This is a genomic window from Bradyrhizobium sp. Leo114 (assembly GCF_055229415.2).
The window spans coordinates 71,827-93,993 of sequence record NZ_JBUYEN020000002.1 but is presented as its reverse complement, the minus strand read 5'-3'; the positions used below and the strand labels follow the sequence as shown (position 1 = coordinate 93,993).

Here is a 22,167-nt window from a genome sequence, read left to right as displayed (position 1 = left end):
CCTCCTCTTTGTTTGTTTTGTATGGCCGCCGGCTATCGCGACCCGCGCATGCGCGGGTCGAGCAGATCGCGCAGGGCATCGCCAAAGACGTTGGTGGCATAGACCACGATGGTCAGGCAGAGGCCCGGCGCCAGCGCCAACCATGGACCCTGGAACATGTAGGTTCGGCCGCTGCCCGACAGCAATCCGCCCCAGGTCGGCGCCGGCGGCGGAACGCCAAGCCCGAGGAACGACAGTCCGGACTCGACGAGGATCACGGCGCCGACGCGGGTGGTGAACAGCACGATGATCGGCGGCATGATGTTGGGCAGGATATGCCGCCAGAGGATGCGGCCGGTGGAGGCGCCGATCGACTGGCTGGCGTGCACATACATGTGCTCGCGCACGGAGACGACGGCGCCACGGATGATGCGCGAACCGGCGATGCCGAAGGCAAGGCTCAACACGCCGATGATTTGCGGCATGCCCGGACAGACCACGGAGACGACAGCGATCAGGATCACGAGTTCGGGAAAGGACATGTAGGCATCGACGAATCGCTGCGTGATCAGATCGAAGCGGCCGCCGAGATAGCCCGTCAGTGCGCCGATCAGCACCGAGATCACGGTTGCAAGAAACGCGGCCGAGAAACCGATGATCACCGAAAGGCGGGCGCCATACAGGCAGCGCGAGAACAGGTCCCGGCCGAGATTGTCGGTGCCGAAGAGATGCGCCCAGGACGGCGGCTTGAGCCGCTGTATGGGATTGATCTCGTTGAAGCCATAGGGCGCCAGCACATCCGCGAACAGGCCGGCAAAGACGAACAGCAGAAAGATGATCCCGGCCGCGGCACCAAACGGCTTCTCGCGGAACAGGCGGCCCAGAAACTGCAGTGCCGGGTTGCGTCTCGTCTCCTGACCGACGGAGGGATTGGCCTGTTCGATCGCCGTCATCTGGTCCTCACTCGCGGATCGAGCAGTCCGTAGCTGAGGTCGACCATGAGGTTGATGAGCATCACTGCGAGTCCCACCGTCAGGAACACGCCGGTGACGATCGGGTAGTCTCGCTGATTCACCGCCTCGAGCAGGAGAAGCCCCATGCCGGGGATGACGAAGATCTGCTCGATGATGATGGCGCCGCCGATCAGCAAGGGGGCCTGGAGACCCACCAGGGTAATCACCGGGATAAGCGCGTTGCGCAAGGCGTGGCGCATGATGACGAGGCGTTGGTTGAGACCCTTGGCGCGGGCGGTGCGGATGTAGTCCTGGCGCAGCACCTCCAGCATCATGGTGCGCGTCATGCGCATCGTGACGGCCGACAGGCTCGCGCCGAGAACCATGGCCGGCACGATGATCTGCTTGAGATTCTGGATCGGGTCGTCGGCGAACTTCACATAGTTCACTTCGGGCGACCAGCCCCACCAGATCGATGGGAACACCATGACCATGGTGCCCATCCAGAAGCTCGGCACGGCCAGTAAAAGAATCGAAAACGAGCGCGCGACGAAATCTCCCACCGTGTCCTGCCGGACGGCGGAGTAGACGCCGATCGGCAGCGCGATCACGAGACCCACCGCGAGCGCGATGACGCCGAGCTCAAAGGTGACGGGCAGGCGCTGCAGGACGAGTTCCAGGACCGGAGTCGATTGCCAGAGCGAGCGGCCGAAATCGCCTTTCAAGATGCCGGCGATCCAGATCAGGTATTGTTCGGCCATGGGCTTGTCGAGGCCGAGCGCTTGAACGAGCTGCTCGCGGCTCAGCTTGTCGGCCGCCAGATCGTTCTGGCTCAGCATCATGTCGATCACGTCGCCCGGAATCATCCGTACCGTGGCGAACACGATCAGACTCGCAAACAGCAGCGTGGGGATCAGCGCCAGCAGCCGGCGCACAATGTAGCCGTACAAGGGCCTACCCGCTGATCGTAGCAGCCATCAAGCATGCCGAAAGTTCGAAAAGAGTGTTCGCTGGCTTCACCTTGCAGTCCTCCCTCTTGCAATCGGTCTGTTGCCGATTTTTCGTGAGGAGAAATTTGCCGCTCAGCTTGCGTTGCAACGCGGCAATTTCAAGCGTTTCCCCACTATTGTTTGGATCGTATCACCGGCTAGCGCGCTTGCAACAGCTTCGTGGATGCGTCGACTGCTTCCGAGCACGCTGGCAGCTACCATACTCGGTTTTTGAAAATGCAGATGCGGCTCGTGGCCGCAGTGGAGACTCATAGCGCGTCATCATCACGCCAGAACCTGTCGCCGGGCGCGCCTTTGGCTAGCCCGGTGGGTGGGGCGTCTCGGAGAAGCGTAACAGGTGTGAAGTGGGATTGAAGCGCTATGGCTTTGCTTGAATCGGCGTGACGGCAGTTGTTCACCTCTCCCCGATGGGGAGAGGTGAGGCACCTTCGACCGGGCACCAACTCGAACCTGACCTTATCACGCGCTAGCTCAACCGGAATATCGCCACGGCTACTCCGCGGCTTCCGCACCGCGTGACTCGTCCTTCCGCTCGAAAGGCGACTGCAACACGAGCATGGTCTGCGGTGGCCGGGCGATCTGGATGTTGAGCTCGTGGAAGCGCTTCTTCATGCGCCGGTAGAACTCGCGCTGCACCGGCCAGCGGCCGGAGTCCGTGCATTGGATCTGGCCGACGATGGTCGTCATGGTGGCATCGACCTTGTCGACACCCCAGAGGTCGAGATCGCCGCGGATCATGTGCTGGAATGCTGGATCCTTGCGCAACTCGGCGCCGATCTCCTTTAGCACGGCGCCAACCCGATCGGGATCTTCCTTGTAATCCACGTTGACACTGACCGAGGCATTGCCGATGCCACGGTTGGTGTTGGTGACTGATGTCACCGAGCTGAAGGGGATGATGTGCACGGAGCCGTCGCCGGCCCGCAGCCGAATGGTGCGGATCGAGAGGTTCTCGACGACACCAGACAGGCCCGACACGGTGACGAAGTCGCCGACCTGCATCGCGTTCTCGAGCAGAAGGAACAGCCCGGTGATGACGTCCTGCACCAGTTTCTGCGAGCCGAAGCCGATGGCGATGCCGACGATGCCGGCGCCGGCGAGCAGCGGGGCGATGTTGACGCCGAGCTGGCTCAGCGCCGTCAGCGCGACGACGGTGAGGATGATCGACAGCAGCGTCGTGCGCAGCATCGGCAGGAAGGTACGCATCCGCGCCGCGCGGGCGTAGCGTCCTTCGCGCGAGAGCTGCAGCAGATGCTGCTCGACGGCGGCGTTGACCGCTTCCCAGATCGCAAGCGCGACCACGCCGGCGATCGCGACCGTGATCAGCGCCGATAGCAGGCGTCCGCCGATGTGATCGCTGGTGAACCATGCCGCCGCATCCAGGCCCCAGACCTCGAGCAGCGCGATCACGGTGATGACAGCGATCACGCCCGAGACGATGCTCCGCAATGCAGGGAAATACCGGTTGGCGCGTGCTTCGAGGCCCGGAAACTGGCGCGTGAATTCCGGGCTGATGCGGAACACGCGATCCAGCGCCGCCATCATCGCAATCTGTGCCAGCCGCGCGATCAGGAGCACGGCGACACTGGCGACGAAATAGCGGAACAGCAGCGCATAGCCGTTCTGCACCCGCAGCGCCCACACGGTCCATAGCGCGAGGTCGAGGACGATCGCGAGAATGTGCCAGACATCGGCGAAGCGGTTGCGCATCACCACCAGCGGGCCGCGCGCGCCCTCCGGCGCCCGGATCCAGTCGGCGACGCTGCGGCGGCATTGCAGGATGATGACGACCACGAACAGGTGCACCACCAGCATCACCAGCCGAACTACCGCGTGATAGGCCGGGCGGTACAGGCCGAGCAGCAGCGCGATGTTGGCGAGGGCGATGCCGAACACCGTGAAGGCGACGATCCGCCGCCACCAGATGTCGAGATAGGCGGCAGCCTCGTCGCGGATAATGAACAGGCTGGGCTGGCTGGAGGCCGGCGACATCACCGCCGCGGTGACGGCGAGGATGCTGCGGTAGATCACGTAAGCATTGACCATCGCCAGGATGACGACGCGGGGCGTCGGCGCCCGGCCGATGTCGGTTGCGAGCAGGAGATTGCCGATCGCCGCGAAGCAGACCACCGGCAGCAGGTCCAGGAACAACCGTGCCAATGCAAAGGGAAGCCGGATGGCGAGTTGCCAGGCGTAGGTGAGCGTTGCATGCCAGCGCCGGACCGGCTGCGTTTCGTTGGCCGCACTCGGATCCCGTACGGTATCGACATGCCGCGCGCGTAATGGAATGTAGCGGTCGATGGCGTTGAGCGGACGCCGGATCGCGCGGCGAATGATCCATTCCGCCATGAAAGCGCAGGCGATCACGAGCACGAGCCGCCACGCCGTGTCGAGCAGCATCTGCTGCATGTACGGATTGGTGGTGAGATTGACCAGCCAGCCCCAGATCATCGGAAAGTCGGACACCGCGCGGGCCGCGGTGGCGAGCTGGTCAGAGACGTCGCCGAACCAGTCCGAGACTTCGGCCAGAAGCTGCACGCCGAGATTATCGGTGAAGACCGGCGGCGACGCCGAACCTTGCGGCTGCGCTGGCGCGCCGGAGGAGGACGCTTTCGCAATGGTCTGCAGCGTCTGGATGAGCTGGGCCCGCTTCTGGTCGTCCTGCAGGATATCCAGCGTCGCTTGCGCCTGCGCCGCTGCTGACGGCTGCGGCGGAGGAGGCGGCGACGTGTTCGGGATCATCATCTGCGCTCGCGCAGGCGACATCAGCAGCAGACAGGTGAGCGCAATCGTGATGAGTCGGAGACAGTTGCTCGGCATGAAAACGCTGCGATGATGAGGGGTGGCGGGAATCGCGTGTATTTAACGCGGGTACGGCCATAGTTTGGCATGCCTGTGACAGGCGGCTCACTGCCTGCCAATGCATAGAGCGTTTTCGAGCGAAGCATGCCCTCGGACTTGATCCGAGGGTGGACACCGGTTAGCGTGAAGAAAACGCGCCAAAGCAAGAATCTAGAGCTTCGGTTCTGATGCAATTAGAACCGAAAACGCTCTAGTCACAAGATGTTCCAGTACCCCTACGAAAATGCCGCTGCAGGAAGCCCTGCCACTACGCCGCCCCGAGCGTAGTTCCGTAGACGACGCCTTTTTCCTTCAGCCAGCGCCGGTATACCACGGAGGAGGCATCCGCCCGGGGTCGGGATTTCCGCGCGCGGTTCCAGCGGCAGCAGCCGCGGGCGCTGGTTTTCCAGGATGATGCGGTCCTGCAGGAAGATCATCTGCTGGAACTGGATGAGATCGGCGAGTTCTGAGGTGTCGTCGATCAGGAACCCCACCGGGTGGGCGCGGCAATGGTCGGGGTCGAGCGGCTGTACGAACAGGCAGATCACATCCAAGCGATCGGCGGCATTCGGGCAGGTCTTGTAGAGCAGCGTCGCGAAGGGGGCGGCGACCCGGTAAATATATTGCGTGACAATGCCGTCGCTTGCCGATAGCGCCGCCTGCGGCTGGAAGAATTCGCAGTCGGTGGCCCAGACCTCGTCCACGTCGCGGCGGATCTCGGTCGTGTAGTGGCGCACCTCGGTGTGCGGCTCGGCGCCGAGGATGTCGGTGTGGACGAACGGGAAATGCGCCATGTCCAGGAAGTTCTCGACGATGCGCAGGCCCGAAGCGTGCACCGAGACTGCGCCGCAGACGATATGCCGCCGGTCCGCTTCGTCAGCTTCGGGAAGCGGCAACACGTCGCGATCGGGCTTTCCGAGCGTGGTCCAGAGGTAGCCGTAACGCTCGCGTACCGGCAGCGGATCGTCGCGATCTTCCGCCGAGACGACGACCGCGCCATCTGCGTCGCGGAGCGTGGTCAGCTCAACGCCGAGCAGGCGATTGCGCCGCGGCGATGCCGGGATGTCGCTGAGCGCATCCAGCACATACCACTGGTTCAGCGTGCCGGGGTCGATATTGCCATTCATGGTGCAAGCTCCGCTTCGTTGCGGTGGGGCTATTGCCGGTAGATTCGTTGCATGATCTTCGCGTGATCCGCAAGCGAGGCCTCGACGTCGTGATGCACAAATTCTCCGCGGCGGATGATGTTGCGCCCGTTGATGAAGGAATAGTCCACCTTGAACGGGCCGCACATGATCATCGCCGCCAGCGGATCGCGCTGGGTGCCGGAGAGCCCGAGCTGGTTCAATCTGATCGCGATGAAATCCGCGCTCATGCCGGGCGCGAGATACCCGATATCGTCGCGGCCGAGCAGTCTGGCGCCGCCGCGCGTCGCCATGTCCAGCGCCTCGCGCGCCGACAGCGCTTTCGGGCTGCCACCAAATCCGCCGCGGCCGCCTGGCGTCTCGGAGAGATAGCGGTGCGGCGCGACCCGCTGCAGCATCTGCGCCAGCCGCGCCTCGAGGAAGAGGTTCGAGGTGTCGTTGGAGGCGGAGCCGTCGACGCCGAGCCCGCAGGTGACCCCGGCGTCACGCATCTCGCGGATCTTTGCGATCCCCTGGCCGCACCGCATGTTGGCGGAGGGGCAATGCGCCATGCCGGTGCCGGTCTCGGCGAAGGTCTTGATCTCGTTGCTGTCGAGGAAGATGGCGTGCGCGAACCAGACGTCCGGCCCGAGCCAGTCGACCGAGCCGGCGAATTCCACCGGCCGCATGCCGTAGATATCGCGGCAATAAACCTCTTCGTCGAGGTCTTCGGCGAGATGCGCGTGCAGGTGCACGGCCTTGTGGCTGCGCGCAAGCTGGGCGGCTTCCTTCATCAGGCCTGGTGTCACCGAGAAGGGCGAGCAGGGCGCGAGCACGATCCGGCTCATCGCGTGCCGGCTCGGGTCGTGGTAGGTCTGGATCAGCCGTTCGGCGTCCTTGAGGATGTCCGCTTCCTTCTCGACGCAACTGTCCGGCGGCAGTCCGCCCTGGCTCTTGCCGCGGGACATCGCGCCGCGCGCGGCGTGGAAGCGCAGGCCCAGCTCCTGCGCCGCCTGGATCGTGCTGTCGAGCCGGACATTGTTGGGCTGGATGTAGAGATGGTCAGAGCTCGTAGTGCAGCCGGAGGCGATCAGTTCGGCCATCGCGACGCGGGCCGAGACATAGATCGCCTCGTCATCGAGCTCGGACCAGATCGGATAGAGCGTGGTCAGCCAGACGAACAATTCATCGTCCTGCACCATCACGCGCGTCAGGTTCTGGTACATGTGATGATGCGTGTTGACCATGCCCGGCATCACCAGATGGCCGGAAAGATCGAGCACGTCGTCGGCAGCAAGATGCGCCAGCTCCGCATTGCTGCCGACCGCCTCGATCACATTGTCGCGGACGAACAGCGCGCCACCCTTGATCTCGCGATTGGCGTCGTCGAAGGTCGCGAGGTGATCGATGTTCTTTACAAGCAGCGTCGACATAAGCTCACCGCAGGTCACGATAATAGGGAATGCCGAGCGCGGCAGGTGCGGCCATCACCTGGCGCATGCGGTGCCAGGCGACGACGGGAACGACGATGAAGGCGATGGTGCCGAGATAGGGCAGCATCGAGAGCACGGGTGCGGCGATCGGCCAGTTGCGCGCCTGCCCGACGAAGCCGAGCGAGGTGATGACGCCGAACAGCAGCGCGGCCAGCACCGCATTCAGTGGGCGATAGCCGGCGAAGATCACCAGCGCCACCGCGATCCAGCCGCGGCCGGCGACGACGCCTTCGGACCATGACGGCACGAAGGCGAGCGTGAGATAGGCGCCGGCGCCGGCAGCGAGCGCCGCGCCCGCGGTTACATACCAGAAGCGGATCCGTTGCACGGCGATCCCTGCCGCATCGGCCGCGGCCGGGTTCTCGCCGACGGCGCGCAGGTTGAGGCCGTGGCGAGTGCGGAAGATCAGGACGTGCAGCATCACCGGCAGGATGATGTAGATCAGGTAGACCAGCACATTCTGCGTGAACAGCACCTGGCCGATCAGCGGGATCGAGCTGAGATAGGGGATCTCGACGCTCGTAAACGTCGCCGGCGCCGGGATTCCGGAATAGGCCTTGCCGACGGTCGCGGCAAAGCCCGTGCCCATCAAGGTCAATGCGAGTCCGCACAGCACCTGGTTGGCGCGCAGATAGACCGTGATCGCGGCAAACACCATGCCGACCACAAACCCCACCGCGAGCGCCAGCGCGAAACCGGCGGTCGGACTCCTGGTCGTGACGACGGCGGCAATCCCTGATATCGCGCCGAGCGCCATCAATCCTTCGACACCGAGATTGACCACGCCGACACGCTCGGCCAGCACCTCGCCGAGCGCGGCCAGCGCCAGCACGCCGCCGGCGAGCAGAGAGGTGTGCAGGATGCCCGCGATCAGATCCATCTTCAGGCCTCCGCCGGTTTGCTGCTGACGATGCGGAAATGCGCGAGCTCGTCGCCGACAGCGGTGAAGAACAGGATCAATCCGGTGATGGCGAGCACCGTGGATGTGTTGACGCCCTGGGTCTGCAGGATGATGCCGGAGTTGAGGATCACGGCCATCAGCGCCGCGCCGGCGATCACGCCGATGCAGGAGCCGCGCGCCAGCACCGCGACCATGATGCCGAGATAGCCGAAATTGTTTGATATGCCGCCCTGCAGGCGATGCACGGTGCCGGCGACCTCGAGCATGCCGGCGATGCCTGCGATCGCGCCCGACAGCAGCATCACCACGATCAAATGGCGGCGGAACGGCATGCCGGCATATTTGGCGGCCTGCGGGTTCGAGCCCGCGATCCGCACCTCATAGCCCCAGCGCGTGAAGCTGAAGGTGGCGGCCGTGATCACGGCCACCAGGATCGCGATCGGAAAGCCCCAATGCACCATGCCGATGAATTCGGGGATGTCGTGCTTCAGCCGCGCGGTGGTCCCCAGCGCATGGCCGCCAGGATCGAGCCAGGGGCCGGTCGCGACATAGTAGACCATCAGTGTGGCGACGAAGTTGAGCAGCAGCGTCGTGATGAGCTCGCTGACATCGGCATAGGCGCGTGCAAGCGTCGGGATCAAAATCCAGATCAGCCCGCGGAGCGCGCCGGCGATGAACATCAGCGGCAGCATCACGATGGTGGGACCGGGGACGAACAGCGCCATGCCAGTCGCGGCAAAGGCGCCGGCATAGAACTGTCCTTCCGCGCCGATATTCCAGGCGCCGATTCTGAGCGCGACGGCGACAGAAAGCCCGGTGAGGATCAGCGGCGTTACCAGCAGGCCGACATCCTCAAGGCCAAAACCGGAGCCGAAGGTCGACTTCAACACCTGCTGCGCCAGCTTGAGCGGTTGCGCGCCGCTGGCCGCGAGCAGGAGACCGGCGGTGACAAGCGCCATCAGGATCGCAATCGCGCGCGCCGCAAGCGCGATTGCAGGCGAGGCCGATGGCAGGCGTTGCAAACGGACTGCCATCGTCAATGCACCATCGCAGCCGCGCGCGCCGGTGTGGCCGCGCGCTGGCCGCCCATCATCAGGCCGATCTGTTCGATATCGGCGCCTGCGCTATCGACAATGCCCATGATCTCGCCGTGGAACATCACCGCGATGCGGTCGGAGAGATTGAGCAGTTCCTCGAGCTCTTCCGAGATTACGACGATGCCGACGCCGGCATCGCGCAGCTCGACGAAATAGCGCATCATGGTGTTGATCGCGCCGACGTCGAGGCCGCGGCTCGGATAGGCGGCGACGAGAAGCTTGGTCGCGATCCGCATCTCGCGCCGCGCCACGAAGCGCTGCTGGTTGCCGCCGGAGAGGTTGCGGATCGGCATCGCATAGTTCGGCACCATCACGGCGGCGGCTTCTGCTATCTTGCGCGCCAGCGCCGCTGCCGCGCGCGGCCGGTACCACGGTCCGAGCGAGACCGGCGCGCGGTCATATTCGCGGATCACCGCGTTGTCGGTGACGCTGAGCGCGGGTGCCAGTCCGCTGCGCAGCCGGTCCTCGGGGATATGGCCGACGCCGAAATCCGCGAAGTCGCCGGCGTCCGCGGCCGAGACATCGCGCCCGCCGAGCATGATCTGTCCGGAGCTGGCCGCGCGCATGCCGGTCAGAAGTTCGCTCAACTCTTTCTGCCCATTGCCGGCCACTCCTGCGATGCCGAGGATCTCCCCGCCCGCGATATCGAGCGAGACCCTGTTCAGTACGACATGGCCGGTGCTGTCCCGTGCCGTCACCTCGCGCAAGCTGACGACCGGCTCGTTGGCTTTGGCGACTGCGTTCGGTCCCCGTGCGCGTAAATCGTCGAGCACGATCTCGTGCCCAACCATCAATTTCGCCAGCATCTTTTCGCTGCAGGCGCCGGTTGGTTCGGTCGCCACCTTGCGGCCGCCGCGCAGCACGGTGACGCGGTGGGAAATCTCCAGCACCTCGTCCAGCTTGTGGCTGATGAAGATCACGGCGTTGCCGCGCGCGACGAATTCCTTCAGCGCCTTGAACAATTCGCGCGCTTCCGACGGCGTCAGCACAGCGGTCGGCTCGTCCAGGATCAATACCCGCGCTCTTCGCGCCAGCACGCGCAAGATCTCGACCCGCTGCTGCTCGCCGGTCGAGAGTTCGTCGATCCGCGCGCCCGGGCGGACCGCGAGATTGAGCGAGGCCGAGAGCTGCGCGGTGCGCGCTTCCAGTTCCTGCGCACTGATCGCGCGGGGCGTTTCCGACCAGCCGAGATGGATGTTCTCGGCGACGGTGAAAGCACGCACCAGCTTGAAATGCTGGTGCACCATGCCGATGCCAGCCGCGATCGCTTCCACCGGCGAGGCAAAGCTTTTCAAGTAACCGTCGATGATGATCTCCCCGGCATCGGGCTGGTAGATGCCGGTTAGGATATTCATCAAGGTGGATTTCCCGGCGCCGTTCTCACCCAGCAGTGCGTGGATCTCGCCGGGCCATACTTCGAGGTCCACGTCCTGATTGGCAACGACGCCGGGAAAATACTTGGCGATGCCCCGGAGCTGCACCAGTGGCGGCGTGCCGGGAGGACGGTCGGTGACACCGGGCATCGCCATCACGGTCAGCTTCAGAGCCCCGAAATGCCGGCGATCGGCCAATCCCAGTTGTAGAGCTCGGTCTCGCTCATGCGCTTGCCACTGGCGACTTTCACATTGCCCTTGGCGTCCTTGATCTCGCCGACGAAAGGCGACCAGCCGCCGAGGATCTTTTCGCGCACGGCGTCAGCCTGCTTGCGCACATCCTCCGGCACGCTCTCGCCCCAGGCGTCGCGGTCGACGCCGGCGCCCATCGGCAGGATGGTGCTGGAGGGCGTCCAGGTGCCTTCGAGCCGCTTCTTCACCTCGCCGACATAATATTGCTTGAAGTCGATGACGATCGAGCTGATGTAGGCCTTCGGCCCGTAGCGGCGGATATCCGTGTTCCACATTACCGCCTTTGCGCCGCGCTTCTCGGCGACCTGCAGATAGCCGGCCTCGTCCATGATGCCGAACAGGAGGTCGCAGCCATTGTCGAGCAGCGCCGTGCCGGCTTGGGTGGCGGCCTGCGGATCGAACCAGGAATTGATGGTGATGACCTGCATGGTCGCGTTCGGATTGACCGAGCGCGCGCCCATCAGGAACGCGTTGGTGCCGGAGAACACCGAAGGCACCGGGAAGGATGCGACATAGCCGAGCTTGCCGCTCTTGCTCATCAGGCCGGCGGCGACGCCGGTGACATAGGTCGGGTACCAGTGCCCGACATAATAGGTGCTGAGATTGTCGAGCGGGTTGCGGCCGTCGCATTCGTAGAACGCGACCTTCGGCGAGCGCTTCGCCACGTCGTAGAGGAAGTCGCCATAGTTCGAAGTCGCGAACACCATGCAGGCATTCTCGGAGACGAACTGCCGGTACGTGCGCGTCGCATCGGCGGAGTAGGGGATGCTCTCCACGAACACGGTCTTCACTTGCGGGAACGCAGCCTTCACCGCCTTCATCCCCTGGTCGTGACTCCAGGTCCAGCCTTCATCGGTGACGGGCCCGGTGTGGCCGAAGGCGATCACGGCGTCCTTCTCGGCGACCGCGGGCAGCGGTGCCGCGGCATGCGCGGACCGGATCAGGCCCGGCGGCAACAGGAGCGAAGAGCCGGCGGCGGCGCCGAGGTTCAGGAAGCGCCGGCGGGACAGATGGCGGAGGTCTGACATGGTTGAGCTAAGCCTCGTGTTGGAGCCCGTGTTCTGTTGCGGATCGTTGCCGTGGCCAAACCAGCCGGAAACTCCGGGCAATGCCGATCGTCGACACAGCGTGTCGGCGCTCTGTTACCGAAAGATTTCCGTAGCAAGGTCCATGCCGCAGTCCGCGCATCGGCGGCATCACCGGCCCATCCCGCACGCTTGCGCATAGTCAGCGTGTCTGGCGCTGGCTGTTTCGCATAGGCGCTTTTTTTCGATTGCGGTGATCGATCCAGCGCAACATCGTTCGGCAACGATGCCTTAAAAAACAAGCAGATCGCTGCTTCTCTGCTCAAAGGATATGCATGGGCAATCTTTCCGCTTGCCCTGATCGCGGCACGCTCGAATAAATCGAACCACAGGGATGTGAGCGCATGCAGGGAGCAACCGTTATCGTCTTCGCAGGGCAGTTTCGCGTCGACAGCTTCGTCGAGTTCGTCAACCACCGCGCGCGGCGGTTGCAGCTCGACGCGGTGGTGGAGACGGCGACGCCTGATTGCATCGAGGTGGCGGTTTCAGGACAGCCGGAGCTGGTCGATGCGTTCGAGATGGCGTGCAGCCTCGGGCCGATCGACTGCCTGGTGCGGGATGTCTGGCGGAAGAATGCCTCGGCGTAAGTCTTGCAGCGCGTTCGCCGGGTTCGCGATGGAGATGGGTTGATGGAAACAGGGTGGTATCCGGTCGCGCTGGCGGAGGGGCTGGAGCGCGGCACTTCTACTGGCACGCGGCTGTTCGGCCGCGAGCTCGTGGTCTGGCGCGACAGCGCGGGCGCTTCACACGTCTGGGAAGATCGCTGCCCGCATCGTGGCATGCGCTTGAGTTTCGGCTTCGTGCGCGACAACCACATCGCCTGCCTCTATCACGGCTGGCAGTACGATACGGCGGCGCAATGCAGCTATATTCCGGCGCATCCCGATCTTGCCGTCCCCAGCACGATCCGGGTTGCGAGCTGTCCTTCGATCGAACGGCTCGGCATCGTCTGGGCCTACAACGAACTCGACAGCGACGCGCCGCAGGACATCGGGTTTGCCGAGCGCGCGCCGGTGACACCGGTGCGCAGCCTCTATGTCGATGCTTCGGCAGCCAAGATTTTCGACGCGCTCGTGCTGGCCGAATGCCCACTGTTGACGATTGCCGGCGGCCCGACGCAGCGGTCGCGAACCGATGCGCTGGTCTCGCTCAAGAGCGGCGGCGACGAAATTCTGGTCGCGGTGCAGCCGCTATCCGATGTGGAGGCGGCGCTGCATATCGTCATCGCCGGACCGCCGGACGTCCATTCCGGCGATAGCCAGAAGCGCGTCTCCGCCTGGGGTGAAGCCTTGCGGCGTGAGATCGAAGGAGCGGCGCGGCCCGCCGGCGAACTGCGTCACGGGGTGACGCCGTGAGCGAGATGGCCCTCTACGACTTCGAGCTCGACGAAAATTGCTACAAGGTGCGGCTCGTCCTGTCTGTGCTCGGATTGTCCTACCGCAAGGTCGCGGTCAACATGGTGCCAGGCCGTGAACATCTTGGGCCCGCGCTGATGGCACTCAATCCGCGCGGCGGCCTGCCGATCCTAACTGATGGCGAGATCGTGCTGAGCGAAGCGGAAGCGATCATGACCTATCTCGCCAGCGCTTATGACAACGGTAACGCGTGGCTGCCCGCCGAACCGAAGGCGCACGGCCTGGTCGCAGCGTGGCTGCAATTTGCCAGCCGCGATCTCCATGCCGCCTTCCTCGCGCGGCGGCTGGCGATGTTCGACGAACCAGGGGATGAGGTGGCGCTGGGCTTTGCCGCGCGGCGCGCCTTCCGCCTGATGGAGGATCACATGACGGCACGCGAATTTGATCGCGCCGCCTGGTTCGTTGGCGATAATCCATCGCTTGCCGATCTCGCGCTGTTCCCGGCAATCGCGCTGAGCCGCGATTTCGGCATCGAACATGAGGCCTATCCGGCACTGCGGCGCTGGATGCGCCGCGTGCGGACTACCCCGGGGTTCGTGACCATGCCGGGCATTCCCGACTATTATTGAGGCCGATCACGCACGCGCAACGTAAGAGGCCGCCATGACCAGGCTCACCCGCTTTTCCGTCCAGCCGCTCCACACCATGACCCGCCGTCTCGCCGACGTTGCCTCGGGACGGGCGGCGCCCGATCTCGTCATCACGGGCGCGCGCGTGCTCTCGACTTATTCGGAGCGGATCATCGACAACAGGGAGATCTGGATTGCAGGCGGGCGGATCGCCGCGGTGAAGCCGGCCGGCGCGCACAAGGCTGCCGCTGGCGACGCCGCGATCAAGGACGTTGCTGGCGGCATCATCGCGCCAGGGCTGGTCGATCCGCACATCCATATCGAATCCTCGATGGTGACGGCTTGCGCCTATGCCGAAGCGGCCCTGCTCAACGGCACCACGACGATCTTCTGCGACAGCCATGAGATCGGCAATGTGATGGATGTCGCCGGCGTCGAGGCGATGCTGGAGGATGCGCGCGAGGCACCGCTCTCGATCTTCCTGACCGTGCCGAGCACGGTGCCCGCCACCTCGCCGGAACTCGAGACCGCCGGCGGCGATCTCACCGCGGAGAAGATCGCCGGCCTGTTCGACCGCTGGCCGGAGGCGGTGGCGCTCGGCGAGAAGATGGATTTCGTCCCCGTGACGCTCGGCGACGAGCGCAGCCACGCGATCCTTGCCGCGGCGCTCAAGCGCGGACGGCCGGTGTCGGGCCATGTCTATGGTCGCGAATTCGTTGCGGCCTATGCCGCGAGCGGCGTCACCGACACCCATGAAGCGATCGACCGCGATATCGCCGACGATCTCTTGGAAGCCGGCGTCTGGATCTTCCTGCGCGGCGGTCCGCCGACCACGCCGTGGCACTCGCTGCCGCAGGCGATTCGAACAATCACCGAACTCGGCGCGTCGCATAAGCGCGTCGCCGTCTGCACCGACGACCGCGATGCCGACGATCTCCTGCAATTCGGTCTCGACTGGGTGGTCCGCGAAGCTGTCAAAGCCGGCATGTCGCCGGAACAGGCATGGTCGATGGGGTCGCTGCATGGCGCTACGCGCTTCGGTGCCGAGGGCGAGATCGGCGGACTCGGCGGCGGCCGGCGCGCCGACCTGGTGCTGCTCGATGATTCGCTGAGGCCACACGCCACCTGGTATGGCGGCGAATGCGTGGTCGAGAACGGCAAGATCACGCCATTGCTCGATGCCGCGCTGTCGAAGCGCTACCGCTATCCGCAAGCCGCCTATTCGACGGTGAAATTGCCTGACGAGGTGAAGCTGACGCCGGCGCTGCCGACCGAGGCCTGCACCGTCAATGCTATCAGAACCGCGCTGCCCGGCATCACCCTGATCCACGACCGCATCGCGATCGAGCCCGCCAATGACTGGCAGCCGCTGTTCGAGCGCTACGGCCTCTGTTTCGTCACTGTGGTGGAACGCCACGGCAAATCGGCCGGCAATGTTGCCCACGGTGTCCTCAAGGATTTCGGTCTCAAGCACGGCGCGGTGGCATCGAGCGTAGGGCATGACAGCCACAACATCATCATTGCCGGCACCAACGAAGATGACATGCAGGTCGCGCTTGCTGCGATCAGGGATCATCAAGGCGGCGTCTGCGTCGTTGCCGACGGCAAGGTGAAGGCGATGGTGCCGCTGCCGATCGCGGGCCTGCTCTCCGACAAGCGGGTGACCGAGGTCGCCGAAGAGGTGCAGAAACTCAAGGTGGCATGGCAGAAAGCCGGCTGCACCATCCCCTATATGGGCTTCAACCTGATCCCGCTGTCGGTGATCCCCGAAATCCGCATCACCGACAAGGGGCTGGTGCTGGTGCCGGAAATGCGGCTCGCGCCGCTGTTCGAGTAGCAGATGGATCCACACCGGCTCGGCCTGATCTCGACGCGCCTGCATTATTTCCAGCTCGTCGCCCAGCTCGGCTCGATCCGGCAGGCCGCGCGCGTGCTCAATGTCGCGCCGTCCTCGATCAGTCGCGTGATCGGTCAGCTCGAGGACGAACTGCAGACGCCGCTGTTCGAGCGCATCCGCCAGCGGCTGAAACTCACCAGCGCCGGCGAAATCCTGCTCTACCGCACGCGCGCCAGCCAGGGCGAGATGACGCGCGCCTACACCGAGATCACCGACCTCCAGGGTCTTCGTCGCGGCACTGTTACGGTGGCGGTGGTGGAGAGCATCGCGCGCGGGTTGTTGCTCGACGTGATGTCGACGTTCTGGGAGAGCTATCCGGCGATCACCGTCGACATCAAGGTGATGGGATCGGAACATGCGTTCGACGCGGTGGCCGACGGCGAATGCGACATCGGCATCGCTTTCGACATCAAGACGCCGCGCAACGCGCAGCGGCTCGCCGGCACGGTGCTGAATATGGGGGCGCTGATGCATCCCGGGCACCGGCTCGCCGGCCGCAGCGAGCTCAGGCTGTTCGATCTCGCCGGCGAGCGCGTCGTGCTGTCGGATGCCAGCCTTTCGCTCGGTGCCTCGATCGAGGAAGCGCTGAACGGCTCATCGATCGATTTCGGGCGCCGCGCGCTGACCAACTCGATCACGGTCATGGCCGATCTTGCCATGCGCGGCAACGGCGTCGCGCTGCAGACGCGGATCGGCGTTCAGCGCGAGATCAGGAGCGGGGCGCTGGTGTTCGTGCCGCTGCGCGATCCCAAATTGCGGCCACGAAAGCTGGTGCTGCTGTCGCGCGCCAAGTCCGGCATGTCGGAAGCGGCCTCGAGCCTCGCCACCATGCTGACGCGGGCGATCGAGGGCCTGTCCGGCGGCTGAGACATGTTGCGCATGGCGCATCAGGCTGGTGAGAAATCAGGGCCTATTCAGAACATCTCGCGCCTGAGATTTTGCCCGAAAGGGGAATCTGCATGAAGCCATCCGCCGTCGACGCCGTGATCCGCGGCTTGAAGCAAGCAGGTGTCAGCCTCGTTTGCTATCTGCCGGACTCGCTATTCAAAGAGCTCTATCCGGCGCTCGACGCCGACCCGGATATCCGCACCATTCGCGTCACCAATGAAGGCGAGGGCGCCGCGATCTGCGGTGGCGTGTTCCTGTCGGGCAAGCGCGCGGCGCTGGTGATGGAGAATTCGGGCCTGCGCGCCTCGGTCGAGCCGCTGGCGCGGATGGGGCTCGGGGCCGGCATCCCAGTGGTGATGCTGATGAGCTATCGCGGCGAACTCGGCGAGAACAATTGGTGGGCGATCCCGCACGGCATCACCATGGAGCCGGTGCTGAACGCGCTGCGCATTCCCTATCGCATCGTGACGGAAGAGGAGCGGATCGAGCGCGCCATCACCGATGCGTTCAGTTGGTCCTATTCGGCCTATTATCACTCGGCGGTCGCGCTGGGCGGGAGCGTGGTGCGATGAAGCGGTTCCACTGCATGAAGGCGCTGGCGCGCCGGCTCTCCGACGAGCTCGTGATTCTTTCGCTCGGCGCGAGTGTCGACGAATGGTACAACGCCGCTCCCCATATGCGCGATGCCAGCCTGTTCCAGCAGCAGCTCGGTTGCGTCAGCGCGCAGGCGTTTGGTCTTGCGGCAGGCCTGCCGCATCGGCGCATCGTCTCGCTCGATACTGACGGCGGCATGATGTTCAACCTCGGCATCCTCGCCACCATCGCCAACGAGCAGCCGAAGAATCTGTTCGTCGTGGTCTGGGACAATGAATGCTACCAGTCGATCGGCGGCCCGCCGACGCATACGGCAAGCGGCCGCGTCGACATCGCCGCGATCGCGCGCGGCGCGGGCGTGACGCGGGCCTATACCGCGCGCACAATCGAGGAATTCGACGGCCATTGCGCGGACGGGCTGGCGGCGCAGGAGCCATATCTGGTCGTGGCAAAAGTGTCCGGCACGGTGCAGCCCGACATCAAGCGCAAGCACAGCGATGGGCGCGAGGACAAATACATCTTCGTCCGCCACGTCGAGCGCACCGAGAACATCGTCATCATGGGCCCGAGCGAGCATAACTAAGGCATGACGTTATTGGCTCGATCTGCTTGCGCGTCGCCTCTTCACCTCTCCCCTTGTGGGAGAGGTCGGATCGCATCGCAAGATGCGATCCGGGTGAGGGGTTTCGCTCTCTCGTCGGACCGGCGGCCCCTCACCCGCGCCGGAGCCTGTCATCGGGCGCGCCTTCGGCGCGACCCGTTGGGCGCGACCTTTCCCCGATGGGGAGAGGTGACACGCGCAAGCGGACCCATTGAGCCAAGAATGCAACAGCCATGACCGCGCTCCTCCCCGCCTATGATTACATCGTGCTCGGTGGCGGGTCCGGCGGCGCGGTGGTGGCGCGGCGGCTGGCCGAACGCAGCGATGCGAGTGTGCTGCTGCTCGAAGCCGGACCGTCGGATGCCGGCATCGCCGCGATCGAGGATGCCGCGAACTGGACCGCGCTGCTCGGCGGCCCCTACGACTGGGGTTATCGCTACGCGCCGCAGCGCGAGTTGAACGATCGCAGCATCGCGATTCCGCGCGGCCGCGTGCTCGGGGGATCGTCGAGCCTCAACGCGATGCTGTGGTACCGCGGCCACCCCTCCGACTATGATGCCTGGGAGGCAGCGGGCGCTGTGGGATGGAATTTCCGTTCCGTGCTGCCTTACTTCCAGCGAGCTGAGGATTGGGAGGGCGGCGCCTCCGACTGTCGCGGTGCCGGCGGTCCTTTGCGCATCGAGCGGCCGCGCGATCCGCATCCGATCGCGCTCGCCATGCTCGCGGGCGCCGCCGAACTCGGCATCCCCGTGATCGACGATCCGAACGGCGCGAGCAATGAGGGCGCCAGCCTCGCCAATCTCAACGTCGGCGAAGGCAAGCGCTGGAGCGCGGCGCGCGGCTATCTCCGCCCCGTGGCGGAGCGGAATAATCTCACCATCCGCACCAACGCGCTCGCGATCGGTCTTTTGTTCGAGGGCCGCCGCGCCCGCGCGGTGCGCGCGATCATCGACGGCGCCATCGTTGAGACGCGTGCGGACTCCGAGATCATCCTGGCGCTCGGCGCGATCGACACGCCGCGGCTGCTCCTCATGAGCGGCATCGGTCCGGCGGAGGAACTCGCGCGGCTCGGCGTATCAGTCATTGCCGACCTCGCAGGCGTCGGCGAGAATCTGCAGGACCATCCGCTGCTGATGGGCATGAATTTTCGCGCCAAGGCGCCGCTCGGGCCGGTCCGCGACAATGGCGGCGGCAGCATGATGAACTGGAAGAGCGCTGCCACGCTCGCCGCGCCCGATCTCCACGCTTTCGTCGTGCAGGGCCGTCACGCCAACGATGAGGTTGCCGCGGGTTACGATCTCTCCGGCGACATCTTCGCGATGTCGCCGGGCTTGATGGGCTCGGCCAGCATCGGCCGCATGCGGCTCAACAGCGCCGAGCCGGGTGCGGCGATCGAGCTGCAGCCGAACTTCCTCGCCGAGCCCGCCGACCTCGAGGCGCTGATCGCCGGCATCGACACCATCATGGAACTCTCTGCTACCAAGGCCTTCGCCGATCTCATCGCGGCGCCGGCCGCGCCCACCCGTCTGCTATCGCGCAGCGAGAAGATCGCGTTCATCCGCATGAGCTGCTCGACCTTCTTCCACACCTGCGGCACCTGCGCGATGGGCGTAGGCGAGCGCGCCGTGGTCGACCCGGAGTTGCGGGTGCGCGGCGTCGAGGGCCTCCGCATCGCGGATGCCTCGGTGATCCCGATCATCCCGTCCTGCAATACCCATGCGCCCGTGGTGATGATCGGCGAGCGCGCCGCCGATTTGATCACCGGCATGAAACCTGCAGAGCAGGCGGCATGAACGCAAAGGACCAGATCATCGCCGCCGACTTCGTTCTCACCATGGACGAAGCCAACCGTGTTATCTCCGACGGCGCGGTGCTGGTGCGCGGCGCCCGCATTGCTGCGGTGGGCAAGAGCAACGCGCTCTGTGCCGCCGAGCCGGCGGCCGAGGTCACTTACCTCAAGAACTGCCTGGTGATGCCGGGGCTGGTGAACTGCCACATGCATTCCGGCTTCCTGCGCGGCACCGCCGAGCACCTGCCGGTGTGGGACTGGTTGCGCCTGCACATCAATCCGATGCATCGCGTGCTCCGGCCGCACGAGGCGGAGGCCGCGTCCTATCTCTGCTACGCCGAGAGCGTGCTCTCCGGCACCACCACGACGGTCGACATGTGGCGCTTCATGGATGGCAGCGCACGCGCGGCCAGCGCCATCGGCAACCGCCTCGTCGCGGTGCCCTATGTCGGCGAGCATCCGGACTACAATTATTTCGACACGCTCGACGACAACGAACGGATGATCGAGAGCTGGCACGGCAAGGAGGACGGTCGCATCTCCGTCTGGGTCGGGCTCGAGCATCTCTTCTATGCCGACGAAGCCGCGCAACGCCGCGCGGTCGAGATGGCGAAACGCCAGCGCACTGGTTTCCACACCCATTGCAGCGAGGCCTCGATCGAGGTCGCCGAGTTCGAGAAGCGCTACGGCAAGCGGCCGATGTTCGTGCTCGACGATCTCGGCTTGTTCGAGACGCCGCGGGCGATGATCGCGCATGCGGTCTGGCTCGACGACGCCGAGATCGCGCTGCTCGCCCGCCGCGGCGTTTCGGTCGCGCACAATCCCGTCAGCAACATGAAGCTCGCCAGCGGCATCGCGCAGGTCGAGGCGATGCTGCAGGCTGGCCTCGCCGTCGGCCTCGGCACCGACGGTGAGAAGGAGAACAACAATCTCGACATGTTCGAGGAGATGAAGGCGGCCTCGCTGCTCGGCAAGCTGAAGTCGCTCAATGCCGCAGCGCTGGATTCCTGGACCGCGCTGCGGATGGGCACGATCCTGGGCGCGCGCGCCATCGGCCTCGACCACGAGATCGGCTCGCTCGAAATCGGCAAGAAGGCCGACCTGATCGCGGTGCGCACCGACACGCCGCGGATGACGCCGCTGTTCGGCGAGGGACCCTATTTCAACCTGCAGCACAATCTGGTGCACGCCGTGCGCGGCGGCGATGTCGCGCTGACAATGGTCGACGGCCGGATCGTCGTCGAGGACGGCCGGTTGAAGACAGCCGATCTGCGCGCGCTGATCGATCACGTTCACGAGGTGGCGCCGGGATTGTTCGCGCGCCGCGCCGCCTGGCTCGCCGAGCACGTCCACGGCTCGGTGCAGTGGACCGGCGCGGCTGGGGGAGGCGATGGCCAAGACCACTGATCCCGTCGCGCTGAACGAATGGTACGCGATCGAGACATTGTCCGAGGTGACGGCAACGCCGCGCCTCACGCGCCTGCTCGGCCAGGATCTGATCATCGACTGCGACGCCGATGGCGCCCCGCGCGTACGGGAAATCGTCGCGGGTACACCGGCCGCGCCGCTGCCGACCCGCGAGCGCTATGGCTGCCTCTGGACCACGCTCGGCCAGCCGCGGCGCGAGATCTTCGACATCGCCGAGGCCGCGGAGGAGGACCGCCGTTTCGTGATTTGCAGCTGGGTCAAGATGCGCACTTCCGCGCCGCGGGTGATCGAGAATTTCCTCGACATGGCGCATTTCCCTTACGTCCATCACGACATCCTCGGCGCCGTGCCGCACACGGAGGTGCCGAGCTATGTGAGCGAGATCCGCCGCGACGTCGACGAGGTCTGGGCGAGTAATTGCCGCTTCTTCCAGCCGCGCATCGCGGTGACGGAATCATCAGGCGATTTCGTGCAGCTCACCTACCGCGTGCCGTCGCCGTTCACGGTGATGCTCTACCGGGTCTGCCCCTCGGCTCCCTCGCGGCTCGATGCGATCGCGCTGTTCATCCAGCCGATCGAGGAGGAACTGTGCCGCGCCCAGCCGGTGATGTTCCTGGTCGATGCGCAGTCGGCCTACAACGACATGCTGAAGTTCGAGCAGGTGATCTTTTCGCAGGACCGCATCATCGTCGAGAACCAGCGTCCCCTGCGGCTGCCGCTCGAGCCGCGCGCGGAAATCCCGACCCGGGCCGACGGCTCCTCCGTCGCCTATCGCCGGTGGCTCAAGGAAAAGGGCCTGCGCTTCGGCATCATCGCCGGATCGCCATGATCTCCTGAGATCTCTATAGGCGGGCTACGGCACTGATTCGCCGGCCGCC

General features: G+C 65.1%; 18 protein-coding genes and 1 pseudogene. 10 read left to right on the top strand and 9 right to left on the bottom strand.

What is annotated here, in order from left to right; genetic code table 11:
• Window positions 1–32: 32 nt before the first annotated feature.
• The 9 genes and pseudogenes from ACZIRK_RS02805 to ACZIRK_RS02765 form a co-directional block, all read right to left on the bottom strand.
• Window positions 33–932: an ABC transporter permease gene (locus ACZIRK_RS02805; protein ID WP_130225875.1), complete on the bottom strand. Its 900-nt coding sequence runs from the start codon at window positions 930–932 to the stop codon at window positions 33–35.
• Window positions 929–1,882: an ABC transporter permease gene (locus ACZIRK_RS02800; RefSeq protein ID WP_028162678.1), complete on the bottom strand. Its 954-nt coding sequence runs from the start codon at window positions 1,880–1,882 to the stop codon at window positions 929–931. Before ACZIRK_RS02800 ends, ACZIRK_RS02805 begins: the two co-directional genes overlap by 4 nt.
• A 552-nt stretch (window positions 1,883–2,434) precedes the next feature.
• Window positions 2,435–4,762, bottom strand: coding sequence for a mechanosensitive ion channel domain-containing protein (locus ACZIRK_RS02795; RefSeq protein ID WP_463326933.1), 2,328 nt, complete (start codon window positions 4,760–4,762; stop codon window positions 2,435–2,437).
• Window positions 4,763–5,051: 289 nt separating this feature from the next.
• Window positions 5,052–5,910: pseudogene (locus ACZIRK_RS02790) on the bottom strand (aromatic ring-hydroxylating dioxygenase subunit alpha).
• Between the two features lie 29 nt (window positions 5,911–5,939).
• Entirely contained in the window at window positions 5,940–7,340 is a 1,401-nt protein-coding gene (locus ACZIRK_RS02785; RefSeq protein WP_130225878.1) for an 8-oxoguanine deaminase, read from the bottom strand.
• A gap of 4 nt (window positions 7,341–7,344) precedes the next feature.
• Window positions 7,345–8,280, bottom strand: coding sequence for an ABC transporter permease (locus tag ACZIRK_RS02780; protein WP_130225879.1), 936 nt, complete (start codon window positions 8,278–8,280; stop codon window positions 7,345–7,347).
• A 2-nt stretch (window positions 8,281–8,282) separates the two neighbouring features.
• Complete coding sequence (locus tag ACZIRK_RS02775) at window positions 8,283–9,335, bottom strand: ABC transporter permease (protein ID WP_463326932.1); 1,053 nt, start codon at window positions 9,333–9,335, stop codon at window positions 8,283–8,285.
• A 2-nt stretch (window positions 9,336–9,337) separates the two neighbouring features.
• A complete protein-coding gene (locus ACZIRK_RS02770; RefSeq protein ID WP_207231022.1) occupies window positions 9,338–10,927 on the bottom strand; it encodes an ABC transporter ATP-binding protein in 1,590 nt (529 codons plus the stop codon).
• A gap of 11 nt (window positions 10,928–10,938) precedes the next feature.
• Window positions 10,939–12,051 carry a BMP family ABC transporter substrate-binding protein gene (locus ACZIRK_RS02765; protein WP_130225881.1) on the bottom strand — a complete coding sequence of 371 codons (1,113 nt, stop codon included), beginning with the start codon at window positions 12,049–12,051 and terminating at the stop codon, window positions 10,939–10,941.
• A 401-nt stretch (window positions 12,052–12,452) separates the two neighbouring features.
• Between ACZIRK_RS02765 and ACZIRK_RS02760 the strand changes: the two genes are divergently transcribed.
• The 10 genes from ACZIRK_RS02760 (at window position 12,453) to ACZIRK_RS02715 (ending at window position 22,118) form a co-directional block, all read left to right on the top strand.
• Window positions 12,453–12,695 carry a hypothetical protein gene (locus tag ACZIRK_RS02760; RefSeq protein ID WP_130225882.1) on the top strand — a complete coding sequence of 81 codons (243 nt, stop codon included), beginning with the start codon at window positions 12,453–12,455 and terminating at the stop codon, window positions 12,693–12,695.
• 42 nt (window positions 12,696–12,737) lie between these two features.
• On the top strand, window positions 12,738–13,463 hold the full coding sequence (locus ACZIRK_RS02755; protein WP_130225883.1) for a Rieske 2Fe-2S domain-containing protein: 726 nt from the start codon (window positions 12,738–12,740) through the stop codon (window positions 13,461–13,463).
• A gap of 5 nt (window positions 13,464–13,468) precedes the next feature.
• Window positions 13,469–14,092 (top strand): glutathione S-transferase family protein, encoded by a 624-nt coding sequence (locus tag ACZIRK_RS02750; protein WP_463326986.1) that lies wholly within the window; start codon window positions 13,469–13,471, stop codon window positions 14,090–14,092.
• Between the two features lie 34 nt (window positions 14,093–14,126).
• On the top strand, window positions 14,127–15,929 hold the full coding sequence (locus ACZIRK_RS02745) for an adenine deaminase (protein ID WP_130225885.1): 1,803 nt from the start codon (window positions 14,127–14,129) through the stop codon (window positions 15,927–15,929).
• Window positions 15,930–15,932: 3 nt separating this feature from the next.
• Window positions 15,933–16,856 carry a LysR family transcriptional regulator gene (locus ACZIRK_RS02740; RefSeq protein WP_130225886.1) on the top strand — a complete coding sequence of 308 codons (924 nt, stop codon included), beginning with the start codon at window positions 15,933–15,935 and terminating at the stop codon, window positions 16,854–16,856.
• Window positions 16,857–16,948: 92 nt separating this feature from the next.
• The gene (locus tag ACZIRK_RS02735; protein ID WP_130225887.1) at window positions 16,949–17,449 is read left to right on the top strand and encodes a thiamine pyrophosphate-binding protein; all 501 of its coding nucleotides are present in this window, start codon (window positions 16,949–16,951) and stop codon (window positions 17,447–17,449) included.
• Complete coding sequence (locus tag ACZIRK_RS02730) at window positions 17,446–18,054, top strand: thiamine pyrophosphate-dependent enzyme (protein WP_130225888.1); 609 nt, start codon at window positions 17,446–17,448, stop codon at window positions 18,052–18,054. Before ACZIRK_RS02735 ends, ACZIRK_RS02730 begins: the two co-directional genes overlap by 4 nt.
• A 251-nt stretch (window positions 18,055–18,305) precedes the next feature.
• Complete coding sequence (locus tag ACZIRK_RS02725; protein WP_130225889.1) at window positions 18,306–19,865, top strand: GMC family oxidoreductase; 1,560 nt, start codon at window positions 18,306–18,308, stop codon at window positions 19,863–19,865.
• The gene (locus tag ACZIRK_RS02720) at window positions 19,862–21,268 is read left to right on the top strand and encodes an amidohydrolase family protein (protein ID WP_130225890.1); all 1,407 of its coding nucleotides are present in this window, start codon (window positions 19,862–19,864) and stop codon (window positions 21,266–21,268) included. The genes ACZIRK_RS02725 and ACZIRK_RS02720 overlap by 4 nt, the downstream gene beginning before the upstream one ends.
• Window positions 21,252–22,118 carry an aromatic ring-hydroxylating dioxygenase subunit alpha gene (locus ACZIRK_RS02715; protein ID WP_463326931.1) on the top strand — a complete coding sequence of 289 codons (867 nt, stop codon included), beginning with the start codon at window positions 21,252–21,254 and terminating at the stop codon, window positions 22,116–22,118. The genes ACZIRK_RS02720 and ACZIRK_RS02715 overlap by 17 nt, the downstream gene beginning before the upstream one ends.
• Window positions 22,119–22,167 lie beyond the last annotated feature (49 nt).

Excerpts from the sequence above, each read along its gene's own strand:
- ACZIRK_RS02795 (WP_463326933.1), bottom strand. The coding sequence starts at position 4,762 with ATGCCGAGCAACTGTCTCCGACTCATCACGATTGCGCTCACCTGTCTG.
- ACZIRK_RS02805 (WP_130225875.1), bottom strand. The coding sequence starts at position 932 with ATGACGGCGATCGAACAGGCCAATCCCTCCGTCGGTCAGGAGACGAGA.
- ACZIRK_RS02755 (WP_130225883.1), top strand. The coding sequence starts at position 12,738 with ATGGAAACAGGGTGGTATCCGGTCGCGCTGGCGGAGGGGCTGGAGCGC.
- ACZIRK_RS02730 (WP_130225888.1), top strand. The coding sequence starts at position 17,446 with ATGAAGCGGTTCCACTGCATGAAGGCGCTGGCGCGCCGGCTCTCCGAC.
- ACZIRK_RS02765 (WP_130225881.1), bottom strand. The coding sequence starts at position 12,051 with ATGTCAGACCTCCGCCATCTGTCCCGCCGGCGCTTCCTGAACCTCGGC.
- ACZIRK_RS02745 (WP_130225885.1), top strand. The coding sequence starts at position 14,127 with ATGACCAGGCTCACCCGCTTTTCCGTCCAGCCGCTCCACACCATGACC.
- ACZIRK_RS02735 (WP_130225887.1), top strand. The coding sequence starts at position 16,949 with ATGAAGCCATCCGCCGTCGACGCCGTGATCCGCGGCTTGAAGCAAGCA.
- ACZIRK_RS02770 (WP_207231022.1), bottom strand. The coding sequence starts at position 10,927 with ATGGCGATGCCCGGTGTCACCGACCGTCCTCCCGGCACGCCGCCACTG.
- ACZIRK_RS02780 (WP_130225879.1), bottom strand. The coding sequence starts at position 8,280 with ATGGATCTGATCGCGGGCATCCTGCACACCTCTCTGCTCGCCGGCGGC.
- ACZIRK_RS02750 (WP_463326986.1), top strand. The coding sequence starts at position 13,469 with ATGGCCCTCTACGACTTCGAGCTCGACGAAAATTGCTACAAGGTGCGG.
- ACZIRK_RS02720 (WP_130225890.1), top strand. The coding sequence starts at position 19,862 with ATGAACGCAAAGGACCAGATCATCGCCGCCGACTTCGTTCTCACCATG.
- ACZIRK_RS02740 (WP_130225886.1), top strand. The coding sequence starts at position 15,933 with ATGGATCCACACCGGCTCGGCCTGATCTCGACGCGCCTGCATTATTTC.
- ACZIRK_RS02785 (WP_130225878.1), bottom strand. The coding sequence starts at position 7,340 with ATGTCGACGCTGCTTGTAAAGAACATCGATCACCTCGCGACCTTCGAC.
- ACZIRK_RS02760 (WP_130225882.1), top strand. The coding sequence starts at position 12,453 with ATGCAGGGAGCAACCGTTATCGTCTTCGCAGGGCAGTTTCGCGTCGAC.
- ACZIRK_RS02775 (WP_463326932.1), bottom strand. The coding sequence starts at position 9,335 with ATGGCAGTCCGTTTGCAACGCCTGCCATCGGCCTCGCCTGCAATCGCG.
- ACZIRK_RS02725 (WP_130225889.1), top strand. The coding sequence starts at position 18,306 with ATGACCGCGCTCCTCCCCGCCTATGATTACATCGTGCTCGGTGGCGGG.
- ACZIRK_RS02715 (WP_463326931.1), top strand. The coding sequence starts at position 21,252 with ATGGCCAAGACCACTGATCCCGTCGCGCTGAACGAATGGTACGCGATC.